Origin of the sequence: Bradyrhizobium sp. 157 (genome assembly GCF_023073815.1) — a bacterium.
In the GTDB taxonomy this organism is placed as follows: Bacteria; Pseudomonadota; Alphaproteobacteria; order Rhizobiales; family Xanthobacteraceae; genus Bradyrhizobium.
In genome coordinates this window covers 566,139-586,252 of the sequence record NZ_JADPKF010000091.1, presented here as the reverse complement: position 1 = coordinate 586,252, position 20,114 = coordinate 566,139, and the positions used below count along the sequence as shown (strand labels likewise).

Below are 20,114 nucleotides of genomic sequence, written 5' to 3'. Positions count from 1 at the left end.
TTCGATCTTTTGGGGTTCATCTCCAATCCTCCTGCTGACGGCGGCGGAAGGGCTGGGCTGCGCTATTGGTCAGATTCCTAAACGGGATCGCCGGATGGCGTCACCACTCTCAAGTGCGCAACAACCCATGGACCAGGTTTTTTAACGGGATCACGTGCCACCAAAATCGTATCGGCCGCTCCCTTCCGGTCGGCAATCTAGCGCCGGCCCGTTTCTATGCCACAGGGGGAGCGCAGCGCCGCGCATAGTTTTTTTTAAAGGAGCGCTCACCAAGGTGAGATTGCTGAGCGCAAAGCGATGATCGACCGCGAGCATGATCTGTCGATCACCAGGCAGGTGGGAGTTTTGCAGATCAGTCCGCGGCAGCGTTTATTACCTGCCGCGGCCGGTGCCGGACGCCGATTTCGCGATCATGCGGCGTCTCGACCGGCTGCATCTGGAGTTTCCCTTCGCCGGTTCGCAAATGCTGAGAGGCCTGCTGGCTGCCGAGGGGTGCAAGATCGGCCGCCGGCATGTGAAGACACCGATGCGGCGGATGGGATAGAGGCGCTCTATCGTCGTCCGCGCACCACCAGACCCGCGCCCGGCCACAAGATCCATACCGGCTGCGCGGGCATTGAGATCACGCGACCGAACCAAATCTGGGCGATGGACATCACCTACATCCCGATGGCGAGTGGCTTCGTCTATCTCGCCGTGGTGCTGGACTGGGCAACACGTCGTGTTCTGTCGTGGCGGCTGTCGATCACCATGGAAGCAGTCTTCTGCGTCGAGACGCTGGAGGATGCCTTGGCTCGCCGAAGAAGCGGCGCAGCGCCTCACGCACCACGGCTCCTCCACGAGATCCTTGGCAATCACCTTGTGGCCCGCGGCCTGCGGCTTAAGTCGGTTAGCAAGTTTCCTTCTGCACACGGGCGTACCGAAATGGCCTACGGCGCGAGTCTCCTGCCGGTTGGAGCGCTGTAATCGTTGTTCGCTTACTGACAACGGCAGAGCTGCTGTCACCTTCAAAACAGCTGTCGCCTGAAGCTGGGCTATGTTTTTGAAAGCGAAATCAGAAGCTTAAACAGCAAGAACAGCGCTGGCATGGCGGTTGCTAGTAGGTTGCCGCAACACTGACTGAGGGCTGAGTGCACGCCGACGCGCAAAGACTAGCGATGCTCTCCTTCCCTGAACCCGTGTGCCCTGTTTCGAAGAACAAACAAGCTCGCGCGCAAATCGCGCAATCTTTGGCAATCGGTTGATGGAGAGCAACATGGCTTCACTGAGACAAATCGCATTCTACGGCAAGGGTGGCATCGGCAAGTCGACCACCTCACAGAACACGCTGGCGGCGCTGGCCGAGATGGGCCACAAGATCCTGATCGTCGGCTGCGATCCCAAGGCAGACTCGACCCGTCTGATCCTGCACGCCAAGGCCCAGGACACTATTCTGAGCCTGGCGGCGAACGCCGGCAGCGTCGAGGACCTCGAAATCGAGGACGTGATGAGGGTCGGCTACAAGGACATCCGCTGTGTGGAGTCGGGTGGCCCGGAGCCGGGTGTGGGGTGCGCCGGCCGCGGCGTCATCACCTCGATCAACTTCCTGGAAGAGAATGGCGCCTATGAGGACATCGACTACGTCTCCTACGACGTGCTCGGCGACGTCGTCTGCGGCGGCTTTGCGATGCCCATCCGCGAGAACAAGGCGCAGGAGATCTACATTGTGATGTCCGGTGAGATGATGGCAATGTATGCCGCCAACAACATCTCCAAAGGCATCCTGAAATATGCCAACTCCGGCGGCGTGCGGCTCGGCGGCCTGATCTGCAACGAGCGGCAGACCGACAAGGAGCTTGAGCTGGCGGAGGCGCTGGCCAAGAAGCTCGGCACCCAGCTGATCTATTTCGTGCCCCGCGACAACGTCGTGCAGCACGCGGAACTGCGCCGCATGACCGTGCTGGAATATGCGTCGGACTCCCAGCAGGCCGATCACTATCGCAATCTCGCGACTAGGATACACAACAATGGGGGCAAGGGCATCATCCCGACCCCGATCTCAATGGACGAGCTCGAGGACATGTTGATGGAGCACGGCATCATGAAGCCGGTCGACGAGTCCATCGTCGGCAAGACCGCCGCCGAACTCGCCGCCTCGTAAAGAGAGCGCGCGAATGAATGCCGGCCTCCTCGATCTTGGCTCTGGGAGGCCGGCGTTCTGGCGAAGATTTGGCGCCAGCACCGGATTCGCCGAAGCATGCTTGACCGTAGTGGATTCGTAAAGCGATGTTCGAAGTACAATCGTTCCGATGAGTATCACCAGAGTGCCTGACGAGAGTGGCGAGCCACATACCGCAATTGCGACCTATCAGCTGCTCACAGGCTGCCATCCCGCAAAAGCCGACATCAATAGCGACACCGATTTCGATCGCCACGTGCTGGCGTCCATTCTGGCCGCCGCGGCGATGGAGCGCGGGTGGATTTCCGACAAGGCCGGCCTGTCCAGCGAAGAGCTGGCGGCATTGCTCGAGCAGCACTTTCCGTCGATTCGGATCAATGCCGAGCAGCAGCTGTTGCATTTCAAACGCGATGAGAACGATGAGGTCGCAATGTTGCGTGATCTCTTGCTCGCGCAACGGTCGACCGAGGGGGAGACCGGCCGCTGGCTGGCTGCATTGATCGCGCGTCGCGCCCTCGAGCCAAATCACTTATGGGAAGATCTCGGATTGCGCGATCGTGACGAACTCTCCCGCCTGTTAAGCCGTCATTTCGCGCCGCTCGCCGCGCGCAATATCAACAATATGCGCTGGAAGCGCTTCTTCTATCGAACCCTATGCAAGGACGATGGCCTCGTGATGTGCACGACGCCGGTGTGCACGCAATGTAACGACTTCAACCTCTGCTTTGGCGATGAGAGCGGCGAGAGCCGGATGGCAGAGCGGCGACGAGACGCTCTGTTGCCGGCGGATGCCCTAGCTGAGGCGCGCCGAACGGATCGTCTGTTGGCGAGCCTTCCTGTCGAAAACCGCGCCGGTCCTGGGGGGGTCGACGACGTACAGGTGGACGCGGCTGAGGCCGATTTTGGCGGGCTAGGCCCCGAGGCCGGCTGCAAGGATCTGTTGCTCAAGGTCGGGCTACGGACGACGCGCCAGCGCGTGATCATAAGCGAGTTGTTGTTTACCAGGGGCAACCGGCATGTTACCGCAGAGATGCTGTTTGCCGAGGCGCGCGGCGCCGGCTTTCCGGTCTCGCAGTCTACCGCCTACAACACATTGAACCAGTTCACGGAAGCGGGTTTGTTGCGCCGGATTGGTCCCGACGGGGTACGATGGTTTTTCGACACCGACACCACGCCGCATCCGCATTATTATCTGCAGGGAGAGCATATCCTGCTCAATATTCCCGAAGCCGATCTCCTATTTGCAAACGCGCCTGAGGCGCCGCCGGGCCACGAAGTTTCCCGCGTCGATCTGATCATTCATCTGCGCCGCAAGCCGAGTTGATCGAAGTATCGCGCCGAAGGTAAGCCGGCCCGTCGGTTTTGCGACGCTGTCGCGTTTGCAACAGCCGGGCTGCCGTGAAAATTGGCGCTTTCTCAGTGAATTAAGTCGAATTCTGACTTGGCATGCGGGTTGCTGAAACCTTCTTTGGCAAGAGCAACAAGGAGCCCCCATGACCGCCGCCGCCGCTGCGAAATCTCCATGGTCCGACACGGCTCGGACCAAGCCGATCGTGCTCACCGACACGACGCTGCGCGATGGCGAGCAGGCGCCGGGCGTCGCCTTTACCACGGCCGAAAAGGTAGCGATCGCGCAGGCGCTGGCACGGGCCGGAGTCACTGAGATCGAGGCGGGGACACCCGTGACCGCGAGCTGGCACTGGAGCAGGTGAAGCGGGTGGTCGGTTATGCCCGCGAGCAGGAGCTTGAGGTCGCTGTCGGTGGCGAGGACTCCTCCCGCGCCGACGTCAACTTCCTCATCACGCTGATCGCAACTGCAAAGGCCGCCGGCGCGCGGCGCTTCCGCATTGCCGATACGCTCAGCGTGCTCGATCCCGACTCCGCCTTCGCACTGATCGCGCGTCTGCGCGCGACAACCGATCTCGACCTCGAATTTCACGGCCATGACGATCTTGGGCTCGCGACCGCAAATACGCTTGCCGCCATCAAGGGCGGCGCGAGCCACGCCTCGGTGACTGTAATCGGACTGGGCGAGCGGGCGGGAAATGCGCCGCTGGAGGAAGTCACGGTCGCGCTCAAACAGCTCTACGGGCGCGAAACCGGCATCGTGCTGCCGGAGCTCGAGAAGGTAGCCGCAGTCGTCGCAGCCGCGGCTACATGTGCGATTCCTCTGAACAAGGCAATCGTGGGTGGGCATGTGTTCACTCATGAATCCGGCATTCATGTCGATGGCTTGTTGAAGGATCAACGCACCTATCAATCGCTCGACCCGCAATTGCTCGGCCGCTCCAACCGCATCGTGATCGGCAAGCATTCCGGGCTTTCGGCAATCACCTCGCTGTTTAAGGAGTTGCAGCTCGCCGTCAACGCAGAGGAGGCGAGGCGGATCTTGTCGCGGGTGCGCCAACATGCCGTCGAGCACAAGGGGCCGGTGCCGCGCGAGACCGTGGTGGCGATCTGGCGCGACGTCTGCGAACGATCGTTGACCGACTGCGCGTGAGGGCCATGTCCAGCATCGTTACCACCGATCCAGTTGCAGCTATCTCTCCAGGGCGAAAGCGCTCGCTGCGCGCGCTGATTCGCGGTGACATTGGTTGTGTGTCTCTGCGCGGTCGCTCGGCGCACAACCAGCTCGCGAAGTTGCTGACCTATCGCGCTCATCCTTACCGTGATCTGCTGTTGCACCACGAGCCCTCTCTGGACAGCCGGCTGGGCGAATTCCGGAGCGGCTGTTGTTCCGGTTCGGCCGCTTCCTGGCTCATACCGACATCCATCCTGGCGCGACCGTCGACCTCTTCTTCATCGACGTGACGCCTGTGTCGTGATCGGCGAGTGCCGAAGTGGCTAGGAATTTAATGCTCTATTACCGCATCAGCCTTGGTGGCGTGTCTTGGTCGCGGTGTAAGCGCCAGCCTACCCTAGAGGACTGCGTGATGGTCGACGCCAGCATAAAAGACCATGGGTCCGATCACGGTCGGATGCGACGCGCGCATCCGAGCGACAATTCACTTATCATCGAGAGCCGTCCGACGTCACCGTGGTCGGCATCCCGGCACGCGCGTGCGGTCGCAGCGGAGCCATCGCTGCTTTATCGGCATTTCGACCTCGACCGTCATCTGATGCTGTTTCCGGCGACGCGATCGCCGTCCTGTTCGACCCATTTCGAGTTTCTGGAGGCGCGATTGGCCATACGCAGCGTCGCCTGCGCGAGGCGGGGCTGCCGCGAGGCGACCAGCCTATTCCGGGTCCCGAGCAGGGGTCGGCGACTAACCCAGGGAGATATTCGATGAGCGACACACAATCGGCTGCCGGCATCCTCTATCAACTCAACAAGGCCTGCTCGGCGGAGGATTTTTTTGCCCTTCTCGGCGTCGACTACGACCCCAAAATCGTCAACTTCGCGCGCCTGCATATCTTAAGGCGCATGGGGCAATATCTCGCCAAGGAACAATTCGCCGGTGCCGCGGAGGCAGAGGTGACGGCGCGGTGCAAGGCGGTACTGGAGCAGGCCTATGCCGATTTCGTAGCGTCATCACCGATCGAACAGCGGGTGTTCAAGGTGTTGCAGGATGCGGTCGCGGAGCCTAAGAAGCCGGCGGCCTTCGTGCCATTGAGTGCGCTGAAGTAACCCCGCGCATCGCTTCAGTGACGGTTAGCAACTAACCGTGTCGGATCGGCGCGTTAACCCGTCTTGCTCTTAATGGAGATCAACTCCATGCAGCAAGGCGCGAAGTGGCGTTGTCGCATTCCCGACTATGTCGGACTTGAACTGCAGGCGATTTCGACAGTCAGTTTATCAACTTCTCGCAACGCATTGGTTTCACGCCAAGTTTTCGATGGCGCCGCAACTGGTACAACACTTGCTGTTCTCCGACTAAGTCCGCCATTGACGCCGAGTTGACCGAATTATCGGCTGTCCGAGATGAGATTCGGAGCAAGACCAATGATGTTGTTGTTAATGCTCGCTACTCGCGCCGGGATGATCTTGTGGGTCACGTTCGCGATAATGCCGTTAGAAATTGCCTTTAACGCCATTGAGGCCGGGATTGAGCGGGAGATGGCCGCCAATGGGTAACTCGCGCGTCCACGGTACCTCTGGAGCAGTATCGTTTGCGTCAAGGAGATCCCGGACTCTGCGGAGGTCCGCGTGCACCCCGTGACCAACACCCCCATGCGCCAAGAGGACCGACCATCATCAACCCCTACGACCTGTTCGCGATGGAAGCCGCACTCGAATAGCGTGACCGATTTGGCGACGAGATCATCATGCTCACAATGGGGCCGCCATCGACTGAGAACTCCCTGCGCAAGGCGCACCTTCGGTGCCGATCGTCCAGTGCTGCTGACCGACCACTTCTTTGCCGGCGCCGACACGCTGGCCACGACTTACGCGTTCGCGACCGCGATCCGGAAAATCGGTGATTGGTTTAGTACGCCCGATATCATCTTCACCGGCAAGCAGACCATCGACGGCCACACCGCTCAGGTAGGGCCTGACATGGCTAGGCGGCTCGGTCTGTTGCAGCTCACCTATGTCGCCAAAATCGCCGGGCTCGAGCTCACCTCCCGCCCCGTCGACGCGGAGCCGCGCGCCGAAGGCGGCGTGCAGGGGGTGCACACAAACCTGCCCTGCCTGATCACTAGGCTGGAATTGACGAACCAGATTTGCGGCGGCCTCGATGGTCGACCCCCGTGCGCGGCACGGGCGCCGGTGGTGAATCGAGCGCGCAGCAAGCCGGCTTCGAGGACGTCTCGAAATGCGGTGCCTGCGCGGCTCACCGACCATCAAGTGGATCTTTGCGCCTCGCCGCGCGCCGCCAAGGCGGTGCTGGTGGAAGCTGCCAAGCAGCCGGCGGAGCCGCTGATCGAACGCATCTTCGAGCGCAAACCGAAATCCGAAGCCTATCTTGCGGCGCTGGTGCGCTGATTGTGAGGAGTTTGAGCCATGAGTAGCGTCATCAAAGGTCCCACGCCTGCCGCCGGCGGCCGCGCAGCAGCGAAGAAAGAATTGCCGGAGCACTTCAAGGCCTACAAGCATATTTGGGTCTTCATCGAGCAGGAGCGCGGTCAGGTGCATCCCGTCTCCTGGGAACTCTTAGGTACGGGCCGCAAGCTCGCCGACAAGCTGAAAGTCGATCTCGCCGCGGTTGTAATCGGCCCGGAGGGCGAGGCGACGCGCAGCGCCGCCCTCGAATCCTTCTGCTACGGCGCTGATCTTGTATATCTCGTGGCCGACAATGTGCTATCGGAGTATCGCAACGAGTCGTACACCAAGGCGCTGACCGATCTCGTCAACACCTATAAGCCCGAGATCCTGCTGTTGGGCGCCACCACGCTCGGTCGCGATCTCGCGGGTTCGGTCGCGACAACGCTACTGACGGGTCTCACCGCCGACTGCACCGGACTCGACGTCGACGCGGATGGTTCGCTTGCGGCCACGCGTCCGACCTTTGGTGGCACGCTACTTTGCACGATCTACACTTTGAATTACCGGCCGCAAATGGCAACCGTTCGCCCACGCGTCATGCCGATGCCCGAGCGCGTCGCACGCGATGCCGCCCGTATCATCATTCATCCGCTTGCCCTCGTCGAAGACGAAATCGTCACCAAGGTCCTATCGTTCATCCCGGACCGGGATTCCGCAAAATCCAACCTCGCTTATGCCGATGTCGTTGTCGCCGGCGGCTTGGGCCTGGGATCGCTCGAGAATTTTCAGTTGGTGCGGCAGCTCGCCGCCATGATTGGAGCCGAATTTGGCTGCTCGCGACCACTGGTACAGAAGGGCTGGGTCGCCTCCGACCGGCAGATCGGACAAACCGGCAAGACCATACGGCCAAAGCTCTACATCGCTGCCGGCATTTCCGGTGCGATCCAGCACCGCGTCGGCGTCGAGGGCGCGGACCTGATTGTCGCCATCAACACTGACAAGAACGCTCCGATTTTCGACTTCGCCCATATTGGCATCGTGACCGATGCGATTCATCTGCTGCCGGCGCTGACGGCCGCATTTCGTGCACGGCTGTCGCCGCATTCGCGCGACCGCATTGCGAGCTAGCGCCACTAGTGAGAAGGAGAGGCTCATGATCGAAGAACGTTTCGACGCCATCGTGGTCGGCGCGGGCATGGCGGGCAATGCCGCGGCGCTGGCCATGGCCAAGCGGGGCATGAAGGTGCTGCAGCTCGAGCGCGGCGAATATTCGGGATCGAAGAACGTGCAGGGCGCGATCCTCTATGCCGACATGCTGGAAAAGCTAATCCCGGACTTTCGCGAGGACGCGCCGCTCGAGCGCCATCTGGTCGAGCAGCGGTTCTGGATGATGGACGATCGCTCCCATGTCGGCCTGCACTACTGCTCCGACGAGTTCAATGAGCAGCGGCCGAACCGCTACACCATCATCCGCGCGCAGTTTGACAAATGGTTCTCCTCGAAGGTACGCGAGGCCGGCGCGACGGTGCTGTGCGAGACCACGGTGACCGAGCTCGCGCAGGATGCCAATGGCAAGGTCGTCGGGGTGCGCACGGATCGCGGCGACGGCGAAGTCCATGCGGATGTCGTGGTGCTGGCCGAGGGCGTCAACGGCCTGCTCGGCACGCGTGCGGGTCTGCGCGAGCGTCCCAAGCCTGATAAGGTGGCACTCGCGGTGAAGGAAATGCACTTCTTGCCGCGCGAGACCATCGAGGAACGGTTCAATCTTGAAGGCGACGAGGGCGTCGTGATCGAGGCGGCCGGCACCATTTCCCGCGGCATGACTGGGATGGGCTTCATCTATGCTAACAAGGAGTGCATCTCGCTCGGCATTGGCTGTCTCGTCGCCGACTTCCAGCGCACGGGCGAGACGCCCTATGGACTGCTCGATCGCTTCAAGCGGCATCCGTCCGTGGGGCGGCTGATCAAGGGTTCCGAGGTGAAGGAATATTCCGCGCATTTGATCCCTGAGGGCGGCTATAAGGCGATCCCGCAGCTTTATGGTGAGGGCTGGGTGGTGGTGGGCGATGCGGCGCAGCTCAACAATGCCATTCATCGCGAGGGCTCTAACCTCGCGATGACCTCGGGCCGCATCGCGGCCGAAGCAATCTCGCAGGTGCGGTCGCGCCGGGCTCCCATGAGCGCTGAGAATCTCGCGCTCTACAAGAGGATGCTGGACGACTCCTTCGTGATCAAGGATCTGAAGAAATACAAGGATATGCCGACGCTGATGCACACCAATTCGCAAAACTTTTTTCTCACCTATCCGCAGCTCGTCTCCAGGGCGATGCAGAACTTTGTGCGCGTCGACGGCACGCCAAAGACTGAGAAAGAGAAGGTGACGTTGAAATCCTTCGTTAATGCGCGGTCCTGGATAGGTTTGTTCGGCGATGCATTCCGCCTCGCTCGCGCCTGGCGCTGATCAGCCAAATTCGATGCCGAACCCAAGGAGCTGAAACATGACTGTCGAGCCCTCCGTTCGCGTTGAGGACAAGTTGTTCTACAACCGATATCTTATCGACGTTGGTCGTCCCCACATCAAGGTACGCTCGCACACCGAGCCATCGCCGCAGCTACTTGCGCTTTTGAAAGCTTGCCCCGCGCGCTGCTATGAGCTCAACGACAAGGGCCAGGTCGAGATCACCGTCGACGGGTGCATCGAGTGCGGCACCTGCCGCGTTATCGGAGAGCCCACCGGTGACATCGAATGGAGCTACCCGCGTGGGGGATATGGGGTGTTATTCAAGTTTGGGTGAAGGCTGTACGACAGGCGGCGTGTGCTCGCCATGGATTGAGACGATCTCGCGGCGGATACAGTTTCGCCTCGCACCGCTTGCGAGACTGAGATTGGAGCAAAGCTCGAACTCTGGGTGAGGGGGACTCTCCGCGAACTCATCGCTGTAATTCGGCGGATACTTCTCACGGACATCACCAAACGGGAAAACCGCCGAGTGAGGCGGCCTGATCCAGCTTAGGCTCGCGAGCTTTTCTTCCGAGGAGCCGTGCGAAGTCGTACCTATATTATTGAAAAGATGGTCATTTTACAATAATGTCGGCGATCGATGACATTCGCAGATGTCGCCGAACGGTAACTTTTCTTATTGTAAGCGAACGGTGACATCTGCTATTTGTAGGCGAACGCTGACATTTGGATCGCCCATGCTCATACGCACACCTGCCGATCTAGGCGCCGTTATTCGCGACAGACGCAAGCGTCTCAAGCTCGATCAGTCGACACTGGCCAAACGCATTGGCGTCAGCCGTCAATGGGTGATCGATATCGAGCATGGTCACCCGCGCGCCGAATTGGCTCTCGTGCTCCGCGCCCTTGACGCTCTTGGCATCCTTTTGGATGCAAGCAGCGAGTCCAGTACTAGTACTAGTCGCGTCTCGGCACCATCCGCCGTCGATATCAACGCCATCGTCGCCAAAGCCAAAAAGGGCAAAGCATGACGAACGAACTTGTCGTGCTCTTGGATGGCAAAGAAGTTGGCCGCGTGCGCAGCGATGCGCGCGGCCGGCTGACCTTTATCTATGACAGCAACTGGCGCGGCACGCAGGGAGCTTATCCCCTATCACTCTCGATGCCGCTTGCCGCCGAGCAACATGGTCCCGCGTCCGTTCAGGCCTTCCTGTGGGGTCTTCTGCCCGACAATGAGCGTGTGCTTGATCGTTGGGCCAAGAAATTCCAGGTCTCCGCCCGCAACGCCTTTGCCCTCATCTCTCACGTAGGGGTGGATTGCGCCGGTGCGATCCAGTTCGTCACGCCCGATCGGTTGGAAGCCTTGAGAACAGGCGAAAACGACAAGATCGAATGGCTCGGCCCGCCGGAAATCGCCAAACGGCTCCAGGCCTTGCGAGAGGATCACGCTGCCTGGCGTTTGCCGCGGGACACCGGCCAATTCAGTCTCGCGGGCGCCCAGCCGAAAACGGCTCTTCTTTTGAAAAAGGGCCAATGGGGTATTCCGTCTGGGCGCGTTCCGACCACGCATATCCTGAAACCGCCGACGGGCCATTTCGACGGACACGCCGAAAATGAGCACGTTTGCCTCTTGCTCGCGCGCAATCTGGGCCTCCCGGTGGCAGACACCAAAGTGATGCGGTTTGAAAACGAAGTTGCCATTGTGGTCGAGCGCTATGACCGGCAACTCAGTGGAAACGACATCATCCGGATCCACCAGGAAGATGTCTGCCAAGCAATGGGCATCCAGCCGACGAAGAAATATCAGAACGAAGGTGGACCAACGCCAGCCAATGTGATCGACGTCTTGCGTACCTACTCGACCGACCGCGCGGCCGACGTTCAGACCTTCGTTAGCGCCCTCGGCTATAATTGGCTCATTGGGGGGCCTGATGCGCACGCCAAGAACTACTCGTTGCTTCTGGCGGGCGGTCCCCATGTACGTCTTGCGCCGCTCTACGATGTCGCCAGCATTCTTCCCTACGACGATGTGGACATGCGGAAGATCAAGCTCGCAATGAAAGTTGGAGGTGAATACAAGCTGGACTTAATCGGCTTGCGCCAGTGGCAAAAGTTTGCCCGCGAAACGCGCGTTGATACGGACGAACTTATTGCCAGTCTGATCTCAATGGCTGAGCAGATTCCCGACCTCGTGACTGACATTCGCGCGCGAGCGCTAGAGGAAGGATTAGACAATGCCGTCATCGGACGGTTGGCCAAGGCATTGAGCACAAGAGCGCGAGATTGCGAACGTCTTCTGAGGGGCGGCTAGAGTTCGGCAAGTTGATCCGGCATGATCATCATCGGTCCGGTATCCGCCGGCGGAACCAACGCCGCTTCCCGCAACGTCTTCTCATGGGCGTCCATGTACGCGCCGCTGCCGTTGATGGCACTTACTGCCAGCGACCCATAACTCGAATCGGCCCTGTTCGCGCCGAGATCGCCGGTGACGATGCGGCGCATGGAAGCCGAAATGTGGTCGCGGCATCCCATACAACGACGAGAGATGCTGTTTGTGAATGCGATTGTAGTACCGCGAGGGCTCTTGGAGGGTGACGCAGATGCAGTCACTATGGATTTCGACTTCGCGCGATGATGAGGGACTCTCGCCCGTGGCCATTCGCGCGTGGGCCTTGATCGGCTTGTTTGTCAATCTCGCTTTTGTTGGACTGGTCCTATTCTGCTGCTGAGCCTAGATCTGGCCAACTTAGGTTGATCGCATCCGGTCGCTGACCATGTCGTTTGGGTAACTTGCGTTGCTCTACCAAGCTTACGGAAAAACCGAACAATGTTGAAGACGAAAAAGTGGTGGTAGCTTTCGATGACGCAGATGCACTAGGTATTACAGCACGAAATGCGTCGAAGATTGTTGTGCCTTTGGCGAGCGTTTCCCGTATTCGGTCTCTGGTTTCGACACCGCCCTTATCCCGCCGCCTCATGAACTCGGCAGGTCATCGTCCATCGTTGCGGTGCGGATCGCAATCTTCGTGTCGATGTGCCCGTTGAAGCCGATCGGCCCGCAATAGACCTCTCGCGTCACACGCTCGATCTGCGATAATTTCGAACGCCAGCACTTTTGGTGCCGTAATGCAGCCGCCCCGGAAAGGGTAGGGTGGCGGCTCTCAATCTCCTGCAAGTTCCGAGATCGACGTTTGTGCGCTGAGGCATAGAATTCGTGATCGCCGGAACACGACCGAGTGCCGAGTGCAAACGCGTGCCACATCGGTACGCATCAGCTTGACGATCAGAGTGTTCGCGTCACGGTCCTTGTCGGGCCAGACTGGGACTCAGCGCGGCGTTAGTCTTCCTTGCAATCAGCGGAACGCCTGGCAGGTCGCCTCGATCCGCTTGCGCGGAGAGGCCGAAATCAGAGCAAAGCTCAGGCCCCTCCGCGAACTCAGGTTCGTAGATATCGCTCTAACCCTGACCCTCTCCCACAGCAAGAGGGCGGATGCATCACTCCTCCGCCTGGACCACGCGGTGCCCGGCCGCCTCGATCGCAACCGCAACCGATTGCACGATCGCCGCAAGGCGCACCGCAGTCTGGATCGCGGCGGAACCGACGCCGGCTCCCTGCAGCGCCTTTTCATGGGCATCCACGCAGGCACCGCAGCCATTGATGGCGGAAACCGCCAGCGACCACAGCTCGAAATCGGCCTTGTCAACCCCAGGATTGGCGATCACGTTCATGCGCAACCGCGCCGGCATGCTCTTGTATTCCGGATTGGAAGCGAGGTGAACGAAACGGTAATAGACGTTGTTCATCGCCATCACGCAAGCTGCGGATTTCGCAGCCGCAACCGCCGCCGGCGTCATCACGGCAGCCGCCGCGGATTCCATTGCGGCGATCACTACCGGGGCGCGGGTCGCGATCGCGGTCGCCAGCAATAGCCCGTATTTGCTCTGCGGTGACAGCGTCTCATCAGCCACCATCGACGCCAGATTGAGCCTGACGTCCTTGGCGAAATCTGGAATCTGGTCCTTTAATTGCTCGATAGACATGATACCTCAGGCTACTTTCAGAGTTTCGCCGCCGATCTCGCGGTTGCAGGGGCACAGCTCGTCGGTCTGCAGCGCGTCCAGTACTCGCAGCGTGTCCTTCGGGCTGCGGCCGACATTCAGGTTGGTCGCATAAACGTGCTGGATGGTGTTGTCGGGATCGACGATGAATGTATAGCGATAGGCGACGCCGTCAGGTGATCGCACACCCAGGCCATCGACCAGCGCGCCATTGGTGTCGGCAAATTGCCAGATCGGCAGATGATGCAGATCCTTGTGCTCACGCCGCCAGGCGAGCTTGCAGAACTCGTTGTCGGTCGAGCCACCCAGCACGACTGCATCACGATCGGCGAAATCGCTGGACAGGCGCGCGAACTCGGCGATCTCGGTCGGGCAGACGAAGGTGAAATCTTTTGGGTAAAAGAAGATGATTTTCCATTTTCCGGAGAAGCTATCTTCAGTCAACGTCTCGAATGCGCTCTGCCCCTCCTCGTACTGCAGGTGAAAGCCGGGCTTCACGCCTGTGATTTCGAACGACGGCAACTTACTTCCTATTCCAAGCATATTGTCCTCACAAGGTTGCTTTTGCGCGGAGAGCGACATTCCGGCAACAGCGAAGCAAACTATATGCCATTCGTCCTCAAAATCCTCAGTTGCCGGAATGCGACAATCGGATGCTTGGGCATGCAGGCATTTGAACGCCATCGTTTCGGCTGAATGCTTCACTGCTTCCTCATGGCGTGTGCAGGCGGCAGGTTGCAGCCGTTGAAAGAGTTGCCCAGCCACGGGTAAGTTACGACGGCGAAGCAATGTCGGGACTGGACAAGATGAAGGCTCAGCGCACACAATGTCCTGACAAGCCTCGTGATCGCCGTGCTTGAGGGCACCACGAACGCTCAAAAGAGTGGGCGGGTACCGGGCGGTTTTCGTCGATGGCCATCAGGCCGTGGACGATGACGGGCTCAAGGTTGGCGATGCCGTGTCGGCCGTGATCAAGTCGTCGGATATGATGATCGGTAAATAGCTCTAGCCGAACTGGAATGTGCCCGGACGCGCGGCAGGCGCCCTGTGATGTCGCGCCATCATTTCCCCACGACTTGGTGCTCGCAAGGTGTCGTGCCGAAATCTCCGGTGAAAGTCCGGAGGCGGCAAGGCATTTTTCGGGAACGCCGGTGAGGAGCGGCACGCCAGATATGATCGCACCGGCAAGTTCGTCGCGCAGATCTTGCCGGGACGCCTCCTGCTTGGAGAATTTATTGAACACGAGCAGATCGACATCCTTCGTTCATCGCGCAAGAAGGGATAACTGTGGCGCTGCCAAGCTCATTAACTTGGAGCTTACACCAAATGGCACCGGTGCCGAGTGGCTGGCAGATCGAAATCTCGTGCCCGTCATTTCGAGCGGGACCATGGTCTCGTGCTCATTGCGTCCTGAAGTTTCGCTGGACGATGCTGCCGACGCGCGCGCGTTGCCGCGCGAGATCCTGGGTTAAGTCGGCGAGCAGCATATCGACTTCCTGTCCTGGGCCCGGTAGAGGATTGCCATGACGTGGTTGGGATCAATCTAGGAGAAGTTAGTGATCATGGCCTTGGTCCTCTTCCGCTGGTATCAGGCCGCGGCGCTTTCCTGTCCAGCATCTTCCGCTGGCATGGAAGCCGTTATAGCCGGCAGCGGAGGTCCAGACACCGTGACCAGTGAGAAGGGCAAATACGTCCATTCCATTCTCGAGCCCTAGCGTATCAAAGGAGAAACGCGTAATGCGCGCCAAAATCTCCGCGCCAGAGCCTCCGCTGCCGAGCCCAAGCAGCAGCGTGAGCTCACCCGGGCAGAGCGGCAAACAGGCCTTTATCCGTGCCGGAAAGACATTGAGGATGGACAGTTTGCGAGCGGCGCTTCGCGTGCAAGGCTGACGTCGCTGGCTGTGATGCGCAGCCGCTGGTGCACGCCGGGTGGAAGAGGCGCCGCCGGCACCAGCAAGCGCGCACCTTTGACGGAGAGGATGAGTAGGCCATAGCGTCTGTCATAGCCGGCGGTCACGGCATCAAGGCTAACAGTGGCTTTGCGGCTTGCCGCAAGCGGCAGCGCAGGATCGGTCTGCAAGACATGCAACGGCCCGGCCGCGGTCACCGTGCCACGCTCGATGATAATGAGATGATCGGCAAGGCGTTCTACATCAGCCATGTCATGGCTGATGTAGATCATCGGCAGCGCGAACTTTTCATGCAGGCACTCGAGCAACGACAGGATCTCGCTCTTGGCGCAGCGGTCAATGCGGCAAGCGGCTCGTCCATTACAAGCAATTTTGGCTGGGACAACAGCGCCCGGCCGATGGCAACGCGCTGCCGCTCGCCGCCGGACAGGTGCGCTGGCGAGCGGTCGAGCAGCGGCGCGATACCCAGAAATTCGAGTACCTTCTCAAAGACGATCGGCATCGGTTCGGCTTTCGTCGTGCGGTAAAGAAGGTTGCTCTTGACCGTCAAATGCGGAAAAGCTTTTCCTCCTGGAACACATAACCGATGGGGCGCAAATGCGGTGGGCGGAACATGGTCTCATCCTGCCACACCTCACCATCGATATCACAGAAACCGTCAGGCAAATGCTCGAGGCCGGCGATGCAGCGAGCGATCGTAGTTTTGCCGCAGCCAGGCTGTCCGAAAATCGCTGCCACACCTTTAGCCGGTACGCTGAACTGCGCGTCGAGTGGAAAGCTACCCAACTGCCCCTTGAAGGCGATTTCGATCCGGCCTGGTGTGGCTGTTCTCACGTGCACCTCGTTCCGCAGCATTTCTCGATCAACGTTAAAAGGATGATTACCGCAAAGGCGAACATCACCATGCCGCCGGCAAGCTGATTTGCTTCGCGCCAGCGCGACGCTTGGACATAGTCGAAGAGAAGGGCCGACACCACCTTGGTGCGTCCAGGAATGTTGCCGCCGATAATCAGTACGAGGCCGAATGCGCCGATTGTATGCGAAAAACCAAGCACCGCGGCTGTGAGAAAACCCGGTCGCGCCAGGGGCAGGGCGACGGTAAAGAAGGCATACAATGGAGAGGCGCGCAAAGTGGCCGCAACTTCCAGCGGACGGTTGCCGATGGTAACGAAGGAGTTGCGGATGGGCTGGACCACGAAAGGCAGCGCCCACAACACCGATCCTACCACGAGCCCCGCAAAAGTGAAAGCGAACGTGCGTCCGCCCCAGAGAGAGGCGAGAAGGCCGCCAGGGCCGCTCGGGCCGAGCAAGACCAACAGATAAAAACCGATTACCGTTGGCGGTAGCACCAGCGGCAGCGCGATGAGCGCGGCCACCGCCTCAGCCCAAAAGCTCTTTGACCGTGCTAGCCACCACGCGAGCGGCGTACCAACGATTAGCAGGATCAGGGTAGTCAGGCTCGCGAGCTCGATCGTGAGCCCGAGCGATTGCCAGATTTCTGTCGAAAAGCGCCCCATGCACGTCTACTCCGGTCGTCGAACCCGTAGCCATCGCGCGCGACGACGGAGTGGGTTTCCGGTGTTTCGAGAAAATTGACGAAGGCGCGTATCACGTTGCTGCCGGCGCAAATCTTGACCAACATGGGGCCCTGCGGGATGGGGATATAAAGCTTCTTCGGCACCAGACAACGCGAACCACTGGCGCCGTTGGCCGAGAGGAACATCTGAAATGAGGCGCCTTGGGTGATCTGGCTGTACAACTGTCCACTCGCCCCAACCACGGCCTCGTCCCAGGTCTTCTGCTCGAACGAAGCTGCAATCTCCTTCGCGGGCTCGCGAATCGCGGCGAGCGCCACATTGGTGTTCGCCGCCTCCGCATTTCCGAGCATAAGCAGAATCAGAGTTGCATTGTTCAGGATTAATCGGGCAAAGTGTCACCGGACAGCTCCTAGGGACGGAAACGGTGCCACTGCTTTCTGGTCACAGCGGCTCTTCGCTGCTCGATACTAGCAATCGGCGTGCCGCTCGCAGAATTTGATGCGTGCCTTGCTTGAGAAGAGTGAAGCACGCATAGACGTCAGCTTGCCTTCTGGAATGGCGGCACCCGTTTTCGGGTGTCGGAAATCCACGTCATCAACCGCACACGGACTGGCATTGCAAGATGGGGGGCTGACGTGATGCCGATCGCCTCTCGTCCGAGCTTGAAGATTGCTTCAGAATGATGAAGGCGGTGTCGGGACTAATCGTCAATGTCACCAAGTACGCGCGCGTTAAAGACCTTGGCTGGTTTGTCATAGGCCCGTTCGATTCGACAACTCATGGATCTCGGCTTTCATACAGCACAAGCGGCAGTGCCTGCGAATGATTTCATGATCGTCTTCAGAACACGCGTCACTGCTCCGCGGCTTTATCGTTCGACCCGTGATCTGCATCGTCGCTCTCATCTAATCCTGATTGACGTCGGATAGGCAGCTCGACACCCACAATATTAACCACGCTGCTCTGGCGTTGCCAACCGAACAACCCGTGTTCAATTTCTGACAACGGCACAAAAGCACGTCGGGTTCAAAACACCGCGGCTTACGCCGCCGTGGAGGTTTTGAAACTGTAGTCAGGCGCTTAAGCGCGCTGACGGCGCTGGCATAAGCGTTGCTATTGAGATGCCTCAACACGAAGTGAGGGCTGAAGGCACGCAGACGCGCAAGACAGGCGATGCTCTCCTTCCTTGAACCCGCGCGCCCCCGTTTCCTACAGAGACAAGCTCGCGCATAAGGTCGCGCAGCTTCTGGCAATAGCCTTGGAGAGCAAAATGGTACTGCGCATGGAATCCGAGGCTCCTCCCATAAAAGTGCAAAGCTGGTTGCGTGGCCAGCCCCTGAGGAGCTTCCAACGCGGAAAGGTCTACATCATCGAATTTTGGGCAACTTGGTGCGAAGCATGTGTGGAGGCGATGGCCCATTTGGTGCGGTTGCAAGAGGAATACAGAGACAGGGGACTTGAGGTCGTCGGAGTCGCAGCTAGCGAAGAAGCGCCAACTCTGGACGAGGCTCGAACCAAGTTGGACGCGTGGTTGACCGAAAAAGTCCCGAAGCTGGGCTATCCTATCGCGCTCGACTATTCAGGAGAAATGAACAAGCTTTGGATGGAGCCCAGTTCTTCACTCGGGATTCCCACCTCGTACGTCGTCGACCGTGACGGCCGCATCGCCTTTATCGGTCATCCGACGGAACTCGATAGCGTTTTGGCGAAAGTTCTCAATGGCATCTGGCGCACCAGCGATGAAGCGAAAGCCGCCGATACGAAGCGAATCGCCGAAGGTCGGCGCAAACTGCGCGAAACACGCAAGCGAGCGTTGTGTGAGCCGATACTCGCCAAACTTACGCCCGCGATAAAGGCCGAGGATTGGGTGACGGCGCTTTCAGCAGTCGAAGAGGCCGTCGCCGTGATGCCGGACGACATCAACTTCCGCCTGCTTCATGTGGATCTTTTACTTCACAAAATGCATGACATGCGGACAGGCTTGCCGGTCATGCGCCGATTGGTTCGAGACGCGATCAGCCAAAAATCCGAGGTGTGGATGGCCGGAGTAATGGGCGAACTCTTCGATCCGGTGAAGGACAACTCCTACTTTCCGCCTGCCGAGCGCTTTGCGATGGGCAAGGAGTTATCCGAACACATGCTGACCCTGACTCCTCCGCAGCGCGGCGACGGCTATAAGTTCATGTCCTATGGAGCGATCGCTCAGTATTATTACGAGAGCGGCAACAAGGATCGCGCGATCGAGTTAATCGAGCTGGCGCTGAAGTCGTTGGACCATCCGGAGCCTATCCAGGACGAAGTGAAACAGCTCTTCGTGCCGCGGTTGCTCCAGGCCCTGGCCAACTACAAGGGTGAGAAGGTTTGTTACGGGAATTTCTGTTCGGCTCCGCAAAACAAGTCTCCTGAGGTGCCAAAGCGCAGGCGCCGGAGGAGGAAAGAATAAAAAAAGGGATGTTAATCGGAATTGTATTTACTGGCCAATTCGCCCATCTCTCTGGCGGCCCACTCGCAAGTAGTCGTCTGTGAAATACCTGATTTTGAGTTAGATTGATCAGGTGTCTGGCGAAGAGACTGGCCGGGATTTGTCACAACAATAGGCTGAGCTACCTAAGACGTCGGAACTTGTGGCCGAGGATGGCGTTGGTGACATTGCCCTCGCGGCACAAAAGTAGTTGCGGCCCATTCGACGCTCGGACTAAATGTGGCCGATGACCGGCTCCGACCGCGGAGCTCCTCGCAAATTCGCTGGTATTCGGCTCGTCTGCCGCGTCTACCCTGAGGTGAACACCCGCGTATAGTCCGTCGGGGCCGCGGTATAGGTTTGTCAGCATAAGAGGCTTGATGGCGTTCCCGATCAGCGCCTCCCATTCCGAGATCACGGTTAAAGCGCGTGGCCAGCGTGAGGCGTGCTGGGCAGCCTCTTAACATGGTGACGCATTTTTGCCTTTAGCATGCGCTCGCGTCGTGGCCACTGACATGGGGCCGGCGCGCCTTGCCCTTGCTAAGGCACTCGACTCCGGCGCAAGAAGCGAATAGACCGTGGGTCCGCGCTGATGCTGCT

Annotated in this window: 16 protein-coding genes and 5 pseudogenes; 14 read left to right on the top strand and 7 right to left on the bottom strand. The window is 59.4% G+C overall.

Annotated elements, in window-relative coordinates:
• Positions 1-225: 225 nt before the first annotated feature.
• The 13 genes and pseudogenes from IVA95_RS29525 to IVA95_RS29465 all read left to right on the top strand — a co-directional run.
• A pseudogene (locus IVA95_RS29525) lies at positions 226-798 on the top strand (DDE-type integrase/transposase/recombinase); the annotation flags it as partial.
• A 457-nt stretch (positions 799-1,255) separates the two neighbouring features.
• Entirely contained in the window at positions 1,256-2,140 is an 885-nt protein-coding gene (gene nifH / locus IVA95_RS29520; protein WP_247513654.1) for a nitrogenase iron protein, read from the top strand.
• 148 nt (positions 2,141-2,288) lie between these two features.
• Positions 2,289-2,930, top strand: a pseudogene (locus IVA95_RS29515) (nitrogen fixation protein NifQ); the annotation flags it as partial.
• The gene (irrA, locus tag IVA95_RS29510; RefSeq protein WP_247513690.1) at positions 2,910-3,482 is read left to right on the top strand and encodes an iron response transcriptional regulator IrrA; all 573 of its coding nucleotides are present in this window, start codon (positions 2,910-2,912) and stop codon (positions 3,480-3,482) included. The pseudogene IVA95_RS29515 and the gene irrA, both read left to right, overlap by 21 nt.
• 169 nt (positions 3,483-3,651) lie before the next feature.
• Positions 3,652-4,658 (top strand): annotated as a pseudogene (locus IVA95_RS29505) (homocitrate synthase).
• Between the two features lie 5 nt (positions 4,659-4,663).
• Positions 4,664-4,969 carry a hypothetical protein gene (locus IVA95_RS29500; RefSeq protein ID WP_247513653.1) on the top strand — a complete coding sequence of 102 codons (306 nt, stop codon included), beginning with the start codon at positions 4,664-4,666 and terminating at the stop codon, positions 4,967-4,969.
• Positions 4,970-5,444: 475 nt separating this feature from the next.
• Positions 5,445-5,786, top strand: coding sequence for a nitrogenase stabilizing/protective protein NifW (gene nifW, locus IVA95_RS29495; protein WP_247513652.1), 342 nt, complete (start codon positions 5,445-5,447; stop codon positions 5,784-5,786).
• Positions 5,787-6,314: 528 nt separating this feature from the next.
• Positions 6,315-7,085: pseudogene (locus IVA95_RS29490) on the top strand (electron transfer flavoprotein subunit beta/FixA family protein).
• An 18-nt stretch (positions 7,086-7,103) separates the two neighbouring features.
• Positions 7,104-8,213, top strand: a complete 1,110-nt coding sequence (locus tag IVA95_RS29485; RefSeq protein ID WP_247513651.1) for an electron transfer flavoprotein subunit alpha/FixB family protein — start codon at positions 7,104-7,106, stop codon at positions 8,211-8,213.
• Between the two features lie 25 nt (positions 8,214-8,238).
• On the top strand, positions 8,239-9,546 hold the full coding sequence (locus tag IVA95_RS29480; protein ID WP_247513650.1) for an FAD-dependent oxidoreductase: 1,308 nt from the start codon (positions 8,239-8,241) through the stop codon (positions 9,544-9,546).
• A gap of 37 nt (positions 9,547-9,583) precedes the next feature.
• A complete protein-coding gene (locus IVA95_RS29475; protein WP_247513649.1) occupies positions 9,584-9,880 on the top strand; it encodes a ferredoxin family protein in 297 nt (98 codons plus the stop codon).
• 319 nt (positions 9,881-10,199) lie between these two features.
• Positions 10,200-10,577 (top strand): helix-turn-helix transcriptional regulator, encoded by a 378-nt coding sequence (locus tag IVA95_RS29470; protein ID WP_247513648.1) that lies wholly within the window; start codon positions 10,200-10,202, stop codon positions 10,575-10,577.
• Positions 10,574-11,857, top strand: coding sequence for a type II toxin-antitoxin system HipA family toxin (locus tag IVA95_RS29465; protein WP_247513647.1), 1,284 nt, complete (start codon positions 10,574-10,576; stop codon positions 11,855-11,857). The genes IVA95_RS29470 and IVA95_RS29465 overlap by 4 nt, the downstream gene beginning before the upstream one ends.
• On the opposite strand, the gene IVA95_RS29460 is transcribed toward IVA95_RS29465, so the two are convergent.
• The 7 genes and pseudogenes from IVA95_RS29460 to IVA95_RS29430 form a co-directional block, all read right to left on the bottom strand.
• Positions 11,854-12,048 (bottom strand): hypothetical protein, encoded by a 195-nt coding sequence (locus IVA95_RS29460; RefSeq protein ID WP_247513646.1) that lies wholly within the window; start codon positions 12,046-12,048, stop codon positions 11,854-11,856. The genes IVA95_RS29465 and IVA95_RS29460 overlap by 4 nt on opposite strands.
• A 993-nt stretch (positions 12,049-13,041) precedes the next feature.
• Positions 13,042-13,587, bottom strand: a complete 546-nt coding sequence (locus IVA95_RS29455) for a carboxymuconolactone decarboxylase family protein (protein ID WP_247513645.1) — start codon at positions 13,585-13,587, stop codon at positions 13,042-13,044.
• A gap of 6 nt (positions 13,588-13,593) precedes the next feature.
• A complete protein-coding gene (locus IVA95_RS29450; protein WP_247513689.1) occupies positions 13,594-14,148 on the bottom strand; it encodes a peroxiredoxin in 555 nt (184 codons plus the stop codon).
• 271 nt (positions 14,149-14,419) lie between these two features.
• Positions 14,420-14,854: a DUF2478 domain-containing protein gene (locus IVA95_RS29445; protein WP_256470312.1), complete on the bottom strand. Its 435-nt coding sequence runs from the start codon at positions 14,852-14,854 to the stop codon at positions 14,420-14,422.
• A gap of 304 nt (positions 14,855-15,158) precedes the next feature.
• Positions 15,159-16,370, bottom strand: a pseudogene (modC, locus tag IVA95_RS29440) (molybdenum ABC transporter ATP-binding protein).
• Positions 16,346-17,032, bottom strand: a complete 687-nt coding sequence (gene modB, locus IVA95_RS29435) for a molybdate ABC transporter permease subunit (protein WP_247513643.1) — start codon at positions 17,030-17,032, stop codon at positions 16,346-16,348. The pseudogene modC and the gene modB overlap by 25 nt, the downstream one beginning before the upstream one ends.
• Positions 16,969-17,370: a substrate-binding domain-containing protein gene (locus IVA95_RS29430; protein WP_247513642.1), complete on the bottom strand. Its 402-nt coding sequence runs from the start codon at positions 17,368-17,370 to the stop codon at positions 16,969-16,971. Before IVA95_RS29430 ends, modB begins: the two co-directional genes overlap by 64 nt.
• Positions 17,371-18,323: 953 nt before the next feature.
• On the opposite strand from IVA95_RS29430, the gene IVA95_RS29425 reads away from it, so the two are divergent.
• Positions 18,324-19,496: a TlpA disulfide reductase family protein gene (locus IVA95_RS29425; protein WP_247513641.1), complete on the top strand. Its 1,173-nt coding sequence runs from the start codon at positions 18,324-18,326 to the stop codon at positions 19,494-19,496.
• Positions 19,497-20,114 lie beyond the last annotated feature (618 nt).